Genomic DNA, 12,305 nt, shown 5'->3' with positions numbered 1-12,305 from the left:
AATTTCTTACCTAAGTGCTTTGCGCTTACTGAATTTTAAGGCGGAGGTCTTATTGGCCGAAAATATCGGGATAAATAAAAATACAACATTTTTTATATTTTTCATTGCGAAAAACGTAATCTACTTTTACAATAGAAAGGGTTGTGAATATATTATACTGGAAAAATAAATCGAAATAATATGAAAATTTTGTTTTGTCTTCGCTAATTGTATATTACATACATGTAAGACGACATACGTCATGTTATCGACTTGTAAGGAGAGAAAAAAATGAAAAGTGTAAGATTACCATCGATGCTAGAAATCATAGTTCTTTTATTACTATTTCTTGCTGTTGTCTTTTCCTTCCAAACGATTTTTGATCTCCCAATTCAATTAGCGCTATTTATTTCATGGTTTTTAGTAATTGCGCTTGGATTAAGATTAGGATTTCGTTATCAAGAATTGCAAGATGCAATTACGAAAGGGATTTCTAACGGATTAGAAGCAATACTGATTTTAGTTGCAGTAGGTGCTTTAATTGGAACATGGATTGCTGGTGGGGTAGTACCAACATTAATTTATTATGGATTAGAATTTATTCACCCTAGCATATTCCTATTAGCAACATTAATTATTTGTTCTATAACTTCTATCGCGACAGGAACGTCTTGGGGAACAGTAGGAACAGCAGGTATTGCTATGATGGCGATTGGTGAAGGACTTGGTTTACCACTTCCGCTTGTTGCTGGTGCAGTTCTTTCAGGAGCTTATTTCGGCGACAAATTATCACCACTTTCTGATAGCACAGTTCTTGCAGCTTCTATGGCGAAAGTAGATGTTATTGCTCACGTTCGAGCTATGCTCGTATTAGATGTTCCGGCTTATATTATTACTAGTATTATGTTTACTGTAGCTGGTTGGATGTATGGCGGAGATAATGTTGATTTGAATCGAGTAGAATTTTTAAAAGAAGCTTTATTAAAGCAATTTGATATTAAAATATGGATGCTTGTTCCGGCGATCATTGTTATCGTTCTATTAGCGATGAAGAAACCGTCTATGCCAACAATTGCAATGGGAGCTTTAATTGGTGCAATTTGGGCAACTCTTTTCCAAGGGATGAACTTTGGAGAAGCGATTGGAACAGCTTATAACGGATTCTCAATTCAATCTGGTGTTGAGTTTGTTGACAAGTTATTAAACCGTGGTGGAATTAACGGTATGCTTGGCTCAGTAGCTGTTATTATTTTCGGTTTAGGATTTGGTGGATTACTTGAAAAACTAGGTGTTTTAAAAGTAATCGTATCAAAATTTGAGAAGAAATTAAATTCTGCAGGTAATGTAACGTTGTCTACATTAATCGTGGCATTCTTAGCTAATATATTTGGTTGTGCGATGTATGTATCACTAATTTTAACACCAAAAATTATGGAAGATAGCTATGATAAATTAAAAATAGACCGTCGTGTATTAGCACGTAACTCAGAAGTAGGTGGAACGTTAACTTCAGGTATGGTTCCATGGTCTGATAATGGTATTTTTATGGCTGGTATTTTAGGTGTAGCAACGTTCTCATACGTTCCGTTTATGTGGTTAAGCTTCGTATCGTTAATTTTAGCAGTTATTTATGGATATACAGGCAAATTCATCTGGTATGTAGATGATGCAGATAAAGGAAAGCAAGCATCATAAAATAAAAATCACCTTCTACAATATGTAGAAGGTGATTTTTTTATTTTGTAATAGCATCTGCTGAAGTTATTTCATTCTCATATTTAGCAATTTTTTGTTGTATCTTTTTTAAGTTTTTTTCAGTGTCTTGGATAAGCTGTAAGACATTGGTCTCCTGTTGTTTCATTAATTCCAACCGTTGAAAGATGGTAGATTCTCCTTCCATAGACCAGTCGATAAATTGTTTTATTTTTTGAATAGGCATACCAGTGTTTTTTAAACACAAAATCATTTCTAAATATTTGAGTGCTTCTTCATCAAAAACTCGATCTCCTTTTTCATTTCTTTGCAGAAAAGGGAACAGTCCTTGTTTATCGTAATAACGTATTTGAGAAATAGTTAAGTGTTGCATTTTGGCGACTTGCCCAATTGTGTAATACATATCATTCATCCTTTTGTTACCAAGGTATAATGCCATTTTTATTTAGTATTTTACCATTATAGTTTGTTTCACTTAATGCATATTTAATAATAATTTTAGCACTTTCAGTGGTTGTATGGCCACCGGGGGAATTTCCATTAAGATCTGTAGTTGTAAAACCAGGAGTTACCCCAAATACTTCTGGACCGTTAGTAGCAAATTCTTTACTAAAAGCTAATGTTAAAGCATTAATAGCTGTTTTGGAAGAATTATATCCTAGTGTATTGATTGGATGTGTTTCACCATTAGCAAACAATGTTAGTGAGGCCATGTCAGTTGTTATATTTATTATTTTACTGTTGTTTGAATTCTTTAATAATGGTAAAAAGGCTTGTATCATTTGGAAAGTTCCAAAAAAATTAACTTCAAATCCTTGGCGTAAAGTTTCAATATTTAATTCACTAGGTAGTGTATTGAAGTCTAGCGCTATGCCTGCGTTATTAATTAATAAATGTAAGTGGTCAGTCGTTTCGTAAATTTTTTTTGTTGCTTCTTGAATGGATTGTGAATTTGAAATATCTACTTGAATATATGAAACGTTTGAAACATTTAAAGATTCTACGGCTTGTTGTCCAAGTTGTTCATTACGAACACCTAAAAATACGTGATAATCTTTTTCTGCTAATTGACGAACAAGTTCATATCCAATTCCTTTATTCGCACCTGTTATAAAAGCATATTTTTTCATATTGAATTCCTCCAGTAGTGTTATAGTAGGTTACAATGGAAAGGATACAGCCTAAACTTAAGTTTAGGTCAAGAGGAATTTTTTAAAATAAATATAGAATATCTATATATAAGAGTGAGAATTCTTATCATTTAAGAGAAAGTCTGTTATTATAAGAGATGTAGGTAATATATTTTCAAGGGGATGAAAACATGGAGTACAGAATTGAAAGAGATACATTAGGAGAAATAAAAGTTCCAGCTGATAAATTATGGGCAGCACAAACACAACGTAGTAAAGAAAACTTTCCAATTGGAACAGAGCAAATGCCGCTTGAAATTGTAAAAGCATTTGCAATTTTAAAGAAGAGTGCAGCGCTTAGCAATCAAAAATTAGGAAAGCTATCACAAGAAAAAGCAGAAGCAATTGTAGAAGCTGCTGATGAAGTGATTGCAGGGAAATGGAATGAACATTTTCCGCTTGTCGTATGGCAAACAGGTAGTGGTACACAGTCAAACATGAATGTGAATGAAGTAATTGCAAATCGTGGGAATCAAATTTTGAAAGAGAAGGGATCTGACGTACATATTCATCCAAATGATGATGTGAACATGTCACAAAGTTCAAATGATACATTTCCAACGGCACTTCATGTAGCTTGTGTAATCGCAGTAGAAAATCACGTATTACCAGCAATTACGAAATTAAAAGAAACTTTAGCAGAAAAAGTAACTGCATTTGAACATATTATAAAAATTGGTCGTACACATTTACAAGATGCAACACCGTTAACTTTAGGACAAGAAATTAGCGGATGGCACCGTATGCTTGAAAAAACAGAGCGTATGATTGCAGAGAGCAATACATATATGAAAGAGTTAGCAATTGGTGGAACTGCGGTTGGAACAGGTATTAATGCTCATCCTAAATTTGGTGAGATGGTATCAGAGGAAATTAGTCAATTTACAGGTAAACAATTTGTTTCTGCACCAAATAAGTTCCATGCATTAACGAGCCATGATGAAGTTGTATATACTCACGGTGCATTAAAAGCATTAGCTGCGGATCTAATGAAGATCGCTAACGATGTACGTTGGCTTGCAAGTGGTCCACGTAGTGGTCTTGGAGAAATTATTATTCCAGCAAATGAACCGGGAAGCTCTATTATGCCAGGTAAAGTAAATCCAACGCAAAGTGAAGCATTAACGATGGTTGTAGCACAAGTGATGGGGAATGATGCAACGATCGGATTTGCTGCGAGCCAAGGTAACTTTGAGTTAAACGTATTTAAACCTGTTATTGCTTATAACTTCTTACAATCAGCCCACTTATTAGCGGATGCAATTGTTTCGTTTAATGACAATTGTGCAGTTGGTATTGAAGCAGATAAAGAAGTAATTAATGAAAATGTGAATCGTTCACTAATGCTTGTAACAGCGCTAAACCCACATATCGGATATGAAAATGCAGCGAAAATTGCGAAGCATGCTCATAAAGAGGGATTAACTTTAAAAGAAGCTGCATTACAATCTGGACTACTAACAGAAGAGAAATTTGATGAAATTGTAGATCCGAAGAAAATGATTGCTCCAAAAGAGTAATAGAAAAAGCCAAGGTTCTTAGTATAGAATCTTGGCTTTTTTGATGTTCATTTTTATGTTTCATCTACTTGCAATACTGCAAGTAGATGAAACATATTATTTGTTAGCAGGCGTATTCATTACTCTCATCTGTGGGCAGTTCTCTTTTAAGAGTGAAATGAATTTTTCTTCTTCTTGTGGTACGAAAGTGGTCACTGAGTCAAATAAATTATAATTAATTTCTAATTGTTGCCTAGTCCATTTTTTTGAACGAAGTTTTTTGCCAGAGTACTTAATATGGCGAATGTCTTTGAATGAGATTTCAGTACGAAGTATGAAACCGTGTTTTACAACAAGAGATGATTCCGTTACGTTGTAGTGAGAGAAATAGAATGAAGAAAGATTCACGATATTTAATAGCATCATGAGAGTGAAAAAAATAGAATTTTCATTTTGGAAGAATAACGAAACGAAAAAAATAATTATAAATAATGTAATGAAAATGACGTGGAATGGATTTTTTTTCGCTTTAAATTTCAAGTCAGTCACCTCGGTTTACTTGTTCTTTAACTAAATTAAATCATAATATTGTAATAAAACGTATGAATATGCAGAATTGCATATTCATACGTTTTATTATTCATGTAAAATTTCTTGATGGGATAAATTCAAAAGAAGTTTTGTAATAGTGGAGTGGCATGAAGTGACTTACAGGAATAGAAAGATAGCGTTAGTCATAATTAGTTGTATGATGATTATGAGTAGTTGTGCTAATAAATTTGTTGAAGATAGAAATCGAAAGCATACATTTGTACGAGCAAGTAAAGTTTTAGTAGAGACTGTAAATAGAATATATAAAAAGTAAAGGATGTTTTCTTATACGAAAACATCCTTTTTGTCGTTAAAATTGAATACTGAAGTTTTGTAATGAGTGAATACAGGTTCCATATTCACTAATCGCATATGTATTCTGTGCAATTTGCTTAACGGTAAACCAAGGGTCTTGAAGAATATTCATATTCTATTTCACATTTTATAAAATGAATTTGTATAAACATATTCGCTTTTCGTTGTATTAAAGAAGTTCGGTAGATGTTTTTATAAAAGTTTATAAAATGGGTAAACGAAAGATTGAAATGTTTGTTTGCGTTGTGATAAGATGGTAAAGTGACAATAAACGTTATGGTAATTTGTTTGGTTTTAAAATAAACATTTTGAAGGAGTGTTTAGTGTGAATGATATTTCAGAGAAGTTTTGGGATGCGTCAATAGAAGAATTAAAGAAAGGGTATGTGTTTGATGAAGCAAAAGAGGAGTACATTTGCTTAGCTTGTGGTGAAACATTTATTAAAGGTGTTATTTATCAAGATAATCAAGTTTGGTATGAAGCAGAAAAGTTCGTCCAATTGCATATTCAAAATGAGCATACATCTATGTTTGATTATTTATTAAATATGGATAAGAAATTTACTGGTTTATCGGATTTACAAAAGAGAATGGTTCAGTTTTTCCATATGGGACTGAATGATAAACAAATTGTAAAAGAGTTGGATGGCGGAAGTACATCAACAATTCGTAATCATCGATTTACACTGCGAGAGAAAATGAAGCAAGCAAAAGTATTTTTAGCACTAATGGAATTATCAGAAGAAAAATCAAAAGTACAAACGAAATTTGTGCCAATTCATAGAACAGCAACGATGGTGGATGATCGATACAATATTACGGAAGAAGAAAATGATGAAGTATTAAAAGCTCATTTTACAGAAGGGTTAGATGGACCTCTCTCTAAATTTCCGAAGAAACAAAAGCGTAAATTAATTATCTTACGTCATTTAGTAAAGAAGTTTGATAGTAATAAAAAGTATACTGAAAAAGAAGTAAATACAGTGATAGAAAATGTATACCCTGATTTCGTAACTTTAAGAAGATATTTAATCGAATATGGATTTTTAGATCGAACAGCCGATGGAAGTCAATATTGGGTGAAGTTATAATCATGCGGAAGGAAAATGAATAGAAGCACAGTATTATAACAACTATACAAAGAGATAGATATTGAAAACAGATTTTTAATAAAAGGAGAAATGAAATTTGAAACCACCTGCAGATAACAATAAAGAAGGTGCGGAGTCACAAAAGTTGGAAAGTGAGAGTAAACCGATTTGGAAATCGATGTCTCTGTTTTTAGTACCGTTATTATTAAGTAATGTACTACAATCAGTTGGACAATTATTTGGTATGGTAGTAGTAGGAAGATGGCTTGGAGTTAATGATTTAGCGGCTATATCAGCATTCTTTCCTTTGTTCTTTTTACTTGTTTCATTCGTAATTGGTATCGGTTCAGGAAGCTCTATTTTAATTGGTCAGGCGTTTGGTGCTAAAAATGAAGATCGTTTAAAAGCTATTGTCGGTACTACGCTTACGTTTACTTTTATTATCGGAGTTGTATTAGCGATAATAGGTAGTATTTTTGCGATGGATATTATGCGTCTTATGGGAACGCCAGAAAATATTATTGAAATAAGTGTACATTATGCACGAATTTTATTTATATCGATGCCAGTATTATTTTTATATTTTGCATATACAACATTTATGAGAGGTACAGGAGATTCTAAAACGCCATTTTACTTTTTAATTGTAAGTACAGCGCTAAATATGATCTTATTACCGATTCTTATTTTTGGATGGTTAGGAGCTCCGAAATTAGATGTGTATGGAGCGGCCTATGCTTCTGTTATATCTACAGTTATTACGTTTCTTGTCATGCTTGTGTATTTAAAGAAGAAAAATCACCCACTACAACTAGATGGCACAGTAAGAAAGTATCTTCGAATGGACTGGGAGTTATTAAAGTTATTGCTAAGGCTCGGTATTCCAGCGAGTATTAATATGATATTAGTTTCATTATCTGAAATTGCCGTAATCGCGTTTGTAAATCGTTACGGTTCGGATGCAACAGCTGCTTACGGCGTTGTGAATCAAGTTGCAAGTTATGTGCAAATGCCAGCAGTTAGCCTTGGTATTACAGTTTCTATTTTTGCGGCGCAATCGATTGGGGGGAATCAATTTGATCGATTGCAGAAAGTTGTGAAGGCCGGAATTATTATGAACTACGTCATCGGTGGTGTGTTAATATCTCTTATTTACTTATTCTCAAGAGACATTTTATCACTATTTTTAACGAGTCAAACTACAATTGAAATTGCTCATAGCTTAGTTATGATTACGTTATGGAGTTATTTAATTTTCGGTCATGCACAAATTATTAGTGCGACAATGCGAGCGAGCGGTACAGTACTTTGGCCAACTGTTATTGGAGTTGTTTCAATTTGGCTTGTAGAAGTCCCCGTAGCATATTATCTTTCTTACCATACAAGTCTTGGAATAGAAGGCATCTGGATCGGGTATCCAGCAGCATTTATTGTCAGCTTAATATTGCAGTATGCATATTATAAGCTTTCATGGCAAAAGAAACGAATTACACGATTAGTTAGTTAAATAGAAAAATGTCCCTAAGTAATTAGACTTAGGGACATTTTTTCGTAAGTGGAGGTTTACAAATAGCTTTTTAAAGTGATATCAAAATGTTGTCTAATGAGTGTTTGATCACTCATATAAAACTCCCACGCTTTTTCTGGTTCACCGATAATCTCAAAGGATTCCTCTGTAATATATAAAGCACAATTATCCTCCAGTGCAATTCCTTCTATATTCCCTTGATGATTTTGTAAAAAGGAATGGAAGGCGTTCATTCTGTTTAATTGATTATAATGTGGACAAAATCTTTTATTAACAATACCCCATCCGTTACTCTCTATATAACCAAAACCTTCATAATCTGATCGGATACTAGACGTGAACCAACACATAGCACCAGCACTATAACCAGCAATAAGTGTTCCTTGCTGTAGAGCCAATAATAATTTTTCATCAAGTCTATATTCTTTCCATTGTGTAAGCATGTGAATATAGTTTCCACCACCTAAATAAATTAAATCGGCTGAATGAATCATCTCGTCTATTTCATACTTAGAAGGTGAATCTGTTGTAATGCGTAAAATTTGTACTTCACAATGTAATTGTTTTTCAAACGTGTCTAAAAATAATTTTATATAGCTTTCATCATCATGACTAGCCGTTGGAATAAACAATATTTTTGGGTACTGTTTATTTGTTAATTCTATAAGGCGTTCATTAATAGGCAAGTGATTTGAATCTTGTAAATCACCGCCACCAATGACAGCTAATTTCATAGTAAAGCACCACCTAATCATTTTTGTTATATAAAAATTCGATAGAAGAGAGTTACATTCCTTCCGTAATGTAATCAATAATTAGAAAATATAGCTTAAGTATATCGGAATAGTAAAGAAACTACTGACTATATATACCAATGCATTAGAAACCATTCATTGATATATAATATTTCATACTAATGTTTCAAAATATGGAAAAATATGTTTAAATAGATATAATGACGCATTCATTCATATTGAATTTATACTTATATTTTAAAAGGGTATCGGAAATAATAGCGATTTTCTAAAACAGTTTTTACTTTTAATAGGAAGTTTTATTACAATATGGTAAAATTATTTCAATATATTTATTTAATATGAAATACAAAGAAGGAGCGTGAAAAAAAGTGGATTTTCGATTTGAATTTACAACGAAGCTGAAAGAATACTTAGACGATGAGAAGGATGAAAAAATAATAAAAGATGGACATAGAGATGTAATTTTTCACTATTTATATGCGTTAGAGACTGAAATTGGCGTTGTTAAAAATCCTAATTTTACTTTTTTTGCATCAGGAAGACGTTCACATATAGTGTTAGAAAACGTTGAATTTAAAACAGAAGTAAATGTAAAAAGTAATATAATTGAAATTACAAAAATAGTGGATAATGTAGTTATTCCGTTAGATACTATCGTAGCGAAAGATCGGGAATTATTTGCCCTTGGGCGTAATGAGAAGTTTAGTGTACAAATATTAGAGCAGTATCTCTTTGATACATTTGGAGATAAGTTAGGCTTATAATGAATAGAATGAGGTACGTATTTATAGGTAGTGAATTTTAGTTTATATTACTTGCGTTTGACCTCTCATTTAATTTGTACTACAATTCGTAGTGTGAAAGGAGTCATACGATGTTTACGCAAAACTATAGGTTAAATGAGCAAGGATTAAATCATTTCTTTGGACCGCTTGAAGCGAAGATTATGGAGATTATTTGGTCTACTGAAGGTATTACTATTAAAGAAGTCCAGCGGAAGTTAAGTGAAGAATCGCCTGTGAATTTTAATACTGTTATGACAGTTATGAACAGGTTAGTAGAGAAATTACACTTAGAAAAACAGACTGTGAAAAGAAGTGGCATATATCGTGCTATACAAACGAAAGAAGAATTCTTATCTAATCAAACGAAGAAAATGACACAGGAATTAGTGGGGGAATTTGGAGATTTAGTTGTAACACATATGATAGATGAGTTAGAGCAGGCTGATCCGAATTTAATAAAAAAATTAGAAGACAAATTGAATCAGTTAAAAAAAGAGGATCGATGAAATGAAATGGCAAATGCGTAAAATCGTATTGTTAGCGCTCATTGTTAGTACCCTCTTTTTCAGCTTGTTATTGTATTATGTTACATATCCATTTCTCTTTCAAAATAGGGCATTATTCCTTTCAAAGTTTTGCTTGTTTCAGTTAGAAAAACATATGAAAGAACTATCAATGGTTCGTATTATAATAGCGGGGTTATTATTAATTACTGTATTGATTGTGTGTAAAAGAATTTGGCGGCAATTTTTCTATAGTAAAAAAGTACAAAAAGTACTTATCCCATTTATTAGAAAAGGGAAACAAATATATATATTGCCGACTGCGGAAGTTGCAGCGTTTACAATTGGATTATTCCGTCCGAAAGTTGTCATGTCAGAAGGTTTGCTTCAGACGTTTTCAGATGAAGAGATTGATGCGATTATTTTCCATGAAGAATATCATCAAAATAATTGGGATCCGCTAAAATTATTTTGTTTTACGTTATTAGCAGAAGGAATGATTTACATCCCGATATTAAAAGAATTGTTACAACGATACCATACGTATCAAGAGTTAGCAGCAGATAAATATGCGATGCAAAAAATGGAATCTTCATTTGAGTTAGGTAGCGCGTTATTAAAATTAATTAAAATAAAGACAATGGAAAATCGATGTGTTACAGCTTCATTTGCAAAAACAGCAATAAATTTACGAATCGAGCAAGTGTTAAATGAAAAGGTTATTAAGCTTACTATTCCGTTACATACGAATTCGGTATATGTAACAGTAGGTTTATTCTGTATGTCGGTTGTACTTATTGTCGGAGAGTGCATATAGCCTCTTTTTTTAAGGATAAACACTACTCTATGTAGTGTGGATAGAGTAGTGTTGTTATTTATATCATTATACTTTTTATCGCTATATATATCTTGTTTATCATATATTACAGGTATTTTATTGTATACAAATCAAATGACGAAAATTACAGCATTCTTTATTCGTCTATTCGGTGGATTTACAGGTTTTTAAAAATGAGGAGGAAGAAAAGTGAAGAAACTAATTGCTATTATACTAGTAGGTGCTCTCGCTTGGGCGGGGGTTAACTTTTATAATTCAAAGAAAGAAGAAAAGGAAAGAAAAGCAAAGCAAGCAGAGTTACAAGAGAAAGAAGTATTACCACAAGTAGGTTTTAAAGCACCTGGCATCACATTAAAAGGATTAGACGGAAAGTTGCAGTCGTTAAATGATGCCAAGGGAAAACCATATATTATTAATTTTTGGGCATCATGGTGTGGGCCGTGTGAAATGGAGGCACCTGACTTAGTTCATATGTATGATAAATATAAAAAGGATGTTGAAATTTTTGCGGTGAATGCAACTGTTAGTGACCCAGTACAAGAAGCAAGCGCATTTGCTAATCGCTATGGATTTGAGTTTCCGGTTCTACTAGATATGGACGGAGTAGCTGGACTAGATTATAAAGTATTCTCTTTACCGACGACATTTTTTGTTAATAAAGATGGAATTATAGTAGATCATGTACGAGGTGTATTACCACCAGATCAATTAGAAAAGAAATTTAAGAAATTGATTGAGAGTTAAAAGGGGATTTCGTGATGATGGAGTGGATCGTGAGATTACAACCCGTATCTCTTATAATTGGAAGTCTATTTGGATTTATGTTGATGAAACGAAAGATGAGGCATCAAAATGTATCATATGAAAAAATGATGGATGCCGTAACAAATGCGTTTCTTATCATCGTATTTGTATGGAAGTTTGCACCAGCAATTTTAAATCCTGTATGGGCTTTTGAGGCGCCAGTGCAAGCACTATTAGCTGTTGGAAGTATGCAACATATTGTAGTAGGATGCGTAATTGCTAGTGTATACATTGTTTGGAAAAGTAAAAAGGAACAATTTTTGCTTCGTATTTTACTTGATGTACTCCCTTTTGGATTGTGTGTGAGCACTATCTTTTATTTTCTATTACATCATGAAGTAGGTGTACCAACGACACTACCATGGGGAATGAAAATATATGAATCTAAACTATTATATCACCCTATTTTCGTATACGAGATCATCCTTGCTCTTTGTATAATGGGCTTGTTATGGATGAAAAATGAAAGGCTCGGAAATGGAAAGAATATAAGTATTTTTCTAATTGTTGAGGGGTTTGCTCAAATCATTATTTCGCTTGTTAGTGAACAAAATTCGGTTCAGTTTGGTCTATCAGCACAGCAAATAATGAGCTTTTGTATTATTAGTTTAGGGATTTTGTTAGTGCCGAAAAAATAAAAGATAGCCATGTACAGAGAGTATCTGTGTATGGCTATCTTTTATAAGCGTATTTCTTCATCATATGCTAAATC

Annotated in this window: 14 protein-coding genes; 10 read left to right on the top strand and 4 right to left on the bottom strand. The window is 32.8% G+C overall.

The annotated features are described in order from the left end of the window. Window positions 1–270 precede the first annotated feature (270 nt). On the top strand, window positions 271–1,674 hold the full coding sequence (gene nhaC, locus AC0OM3_RS16025) for a Na+/H+ antiporter NhaC (protein ID WP_000843987.1): 1,404 nt from the start codon (window positions 271–273) through the stop codon (window positions 1,672–1,674). A 40-nt stretch (window positions 1,675–1,714) separates the two neighbouring features. On the opposite strand, the gene AC0OM3_RS16020 is transcribed toward nhaC, so the two are convergent. Together AC0OM3_RS16020 and AC0OM3_RS16015 are read right to left on the bottom strand one after the other, a co-directional pair. Then, the gene (locus tag AC0OM3_RS16020; protein WP_000291860.1) at window positions 1,715–2,095 is read right to left on the bottom strand and encodes a MerR family transcriptional regulator; all 381 of its coding nucleotides are present in this window, start codon (window positions 2,093–2,095) and stop codon (window positions 1,715–1,717) included. Window positions 2,096–2,111: 16 nt separating this feature from the next. Next, window positions 2,112–2,822 (bottom strand): SDR family NAD(P)-dependent oxidoreductase, encoded by a 711-nt coding sequence (locus AC0OM3_RS16015; RefSeq protein ID WP_474212371.1) that lies wholly within the window; start codon window positions 2,820–2,822, stop codon window positions 2,112–2,114. Between the two features lie 191 nt (window positions 2,823–3,013). Here AC0OM3_RS16015 and fumC point away from each other — a divergent pair, with 191 nt between their 5' ends. Then, a complete protein-coding gene (fumC, locus tag AC0OM3_RS16010; RefSeq protein ID WP_000456625.1) occupies window positions 3,014–4,402 on the top strand; it encodes a class II fumarate hydratase in 1,389 nt (462 codons plus the stop codon). A 96-nt stretch (window positions 4,403–4,498) separates the two neighbouring features. Here the strand turns inward: fumC and AC0OM3_RS16005 are convergent, their stop codons facing one another. Continuing rightward, window positions 4,499–4,921: a PH domain-containing protein gene (locus tag AC0OM3_RS16005; protein WP_000669074.1), complete on the bottom strand. Its 423-nt coding sequence runs from the start codon at window positions 4,919–4,921 to the stop codon at window positions 4,499–4,501. 691 nt (window positions 4,922–5,612) lie between these two features. Between AC0OM3_RS16005 and AC0OM3_RS16000 the strand changes: the two genes are divergently transcribed. Together AC0OM3_RS16000 and AC0OM3_RS15995 are read left to right on the top strand one after the other, a co-directional pair. Further along, window positions 5,613–6,377: a DUF2087 domain-containing protein gene (locus AC0OM3_RS16000; protein ID WP_474212369.1), complete on the top strand. Its 765-nt coding sequence runs from the start codon at window positions 5,613–5,615 to the stop codon at window positions 6,375–6,377. Between the two features lie 97 nt (window positions 6,378–6,474). Then, window positions 6,475–7,884 carry an MATE family efflux transporter gene (locus tag AC0OM3_RS15995; RefSeq protein ID WP_000804132.1) on the top strand — a complete coding sequence of 470 codons (1,410 nt, stop codon included), beginning with the start codon at window positions 6,475–6,477 and terminating at the stop codon, window positions 7,882–7,884. A gap of 56 nt (window positions 7,885–7,940) precedes the next feature. Here the strand turns inward: AC0OM3_RS15995 and AC0OM3_RS15990 are convergent, their stop codons facing one another. Continuing rightward, window positions 7,941–8,639 (bottom strand): peptidase E, encoded by a 699-nt coding sequence (locus AC0OM3_RS15990; RefSeq protein WP_000762113.1) that lies wholly within the window; start codon window positions 8,637–8,639, stop codon window positions 7,941–7,943. 392 nt (window positions 8,640–9,031) lie between these two features. On the opposite strand from AC0OM3_RS15990, the gene AC0OM3_RS15985 reads away from it, so the two are divergent. The 6 genes from AC0OM3_RS15985 (at window position 9,032) to AC0OM3_RS15960 (ending at window position 12,231) form a co-directional block, all read left to right on the top strand. Next, window positions 9,032–9,427 (top strand): DUF3942 family protein, encoded by a 396-nt coding sequence (locus tag AC0OM3_RS15985; RefSeq protein ID WP_000347526.1) that lies wholly within the window; start codon window positions 9,032–9,034, stop codon window positions 9,425–9,427. A 110-nt stretch (window positions 9,428–9,537) separates the two neighbouring features. Next, window positions 9,538–9,954 carry a BlaI/MecI/CopY family transcriptional regulator gene (locus AC0OM3_RS15980; RefSeq protein ID WP_000495078.1) on the top strand — a complete coding sequence of 139 codons (417 nt, stop codon included), beginning with the start codon at window positions 9,538–9,540 and terminating at the stop codon, window positions 9,952–9,954. 1 nt (window position 9,955) lies between these two features. Continuing rightward, window positions 9,956–10,768, top strand: coding sequence for a M56 family metallopeptidase (locus AC0OM3_RS15975; RefSeq protein WP_000871933.1), 813 nt, complete (start codon window positions 9,956–9,958; stop codon window positions 10,766–10,768). A gap of 48 nt (window positions 10,769–10,816) precedes the next feature. Then, window positions 10,817–10,960: a hypothetical protein gene (locus tag AC0OM3_RS15970; RefSeq protein ID WP_165375028.1), complete on the top strand. Its 144-nt coding sequence runs from the start codon at window positions 10,817–10,819 to the stop codon at window positions 10,958–10,960. 18 nt (window positions 10,961–10,978) lie between these two features. After that, entirely contained in the window at window positions 10,979–11,533 is a 555-nt protein-coding gene (locus AC0OM3_RS15965) for a TlpA family protein disulfide reductase (RefSeq protein WP_000733174.1), read from the top strand. A gap of 17 nt (window positions 11,534–11,550) precedes the next feature. Further along, window positions 11,551–12,231, top strand: a complete 681-nt coding sequence (locus tag AC0OM3_RS15960) for a prolipoprotein diacylglyceryl transferase family protein (protein ID WP_474212597.1) — start codon at window positions 11,551–11,553, stop codon at window positions 12,229–12,231. Window positions 12,232–12,305 lie beyond the last annotated feature (74 nt).

It is taken from the genome of Bacillus sp. FAU20 (assembly GCF_056033865.1).
Note: the sequence above shows the minus strand (reverse complement) of the source record. Positions and strands in the feature narration are given on the sequence as shown.

What these genes read in the sequence shown, in the direction of transcription:
- nhaC (WP_000843987.1), top strand. Translation starts at nt 271, where the DNA reads ATGAAAAGTGTAAGATTACCATCGATGCTAGAAATCATAGTTCTTTTA.
- AC0OM3_RS16020 (WP_000291860.1), bottom strand. Translation starts at nt 2,095, where the DNA reads ATGTATTACACAATTGGGCAAGTCGCCAAAATGCAACACTTAACTATT.
- AC0OM3_RS16015 (WP_474212371.1), bottom strand. Translation starts at nt 2,822, where the DNA reads ATGAAAAAATATGCTTTTATAACAGGTGCGAATAAAGGAATTGGATAT.
- fumC (WP_000456625.1), top strand. Translation starts at nt 3,014, where the DNA reads ATGGAGTACAGAATTGAAAGAGATACATTAGGAGAAATAAAAGTTCCA.
- AC0OM3_RS15990 (WP_000762113.1), bottom strand. Translation starts at nt 8,639, where the DNA reads ATGAAATTAGCTGTCATTGGTGGCGGTGATTTACAAGATTCAAATCAC.
- AC0OM3_RS15980 (WP_000495078.1), top strand. Translation starts at nt 9,538, where the DNA reads ATGTTTACGCAAAACTATAGGTTAAATGAGCAAGGATTAAATCATTTC.
- AC0OM3_RS15975 (WP_000871933.1), top strand. Translation starts at nt 9,956, where the DNA reads ATGAAATGGCAAATGCGTAAAATCGTATTGTTAGCGCTCATTGTTAGT.
- AC0OM3_RS15960 (WP_474212597.1), top strand. Translation starts at nt 11,551, where the DNA reads ATGGAGTGGATCGTGAGATTACAACCCGTATCTCTTATAATTGGAAGT.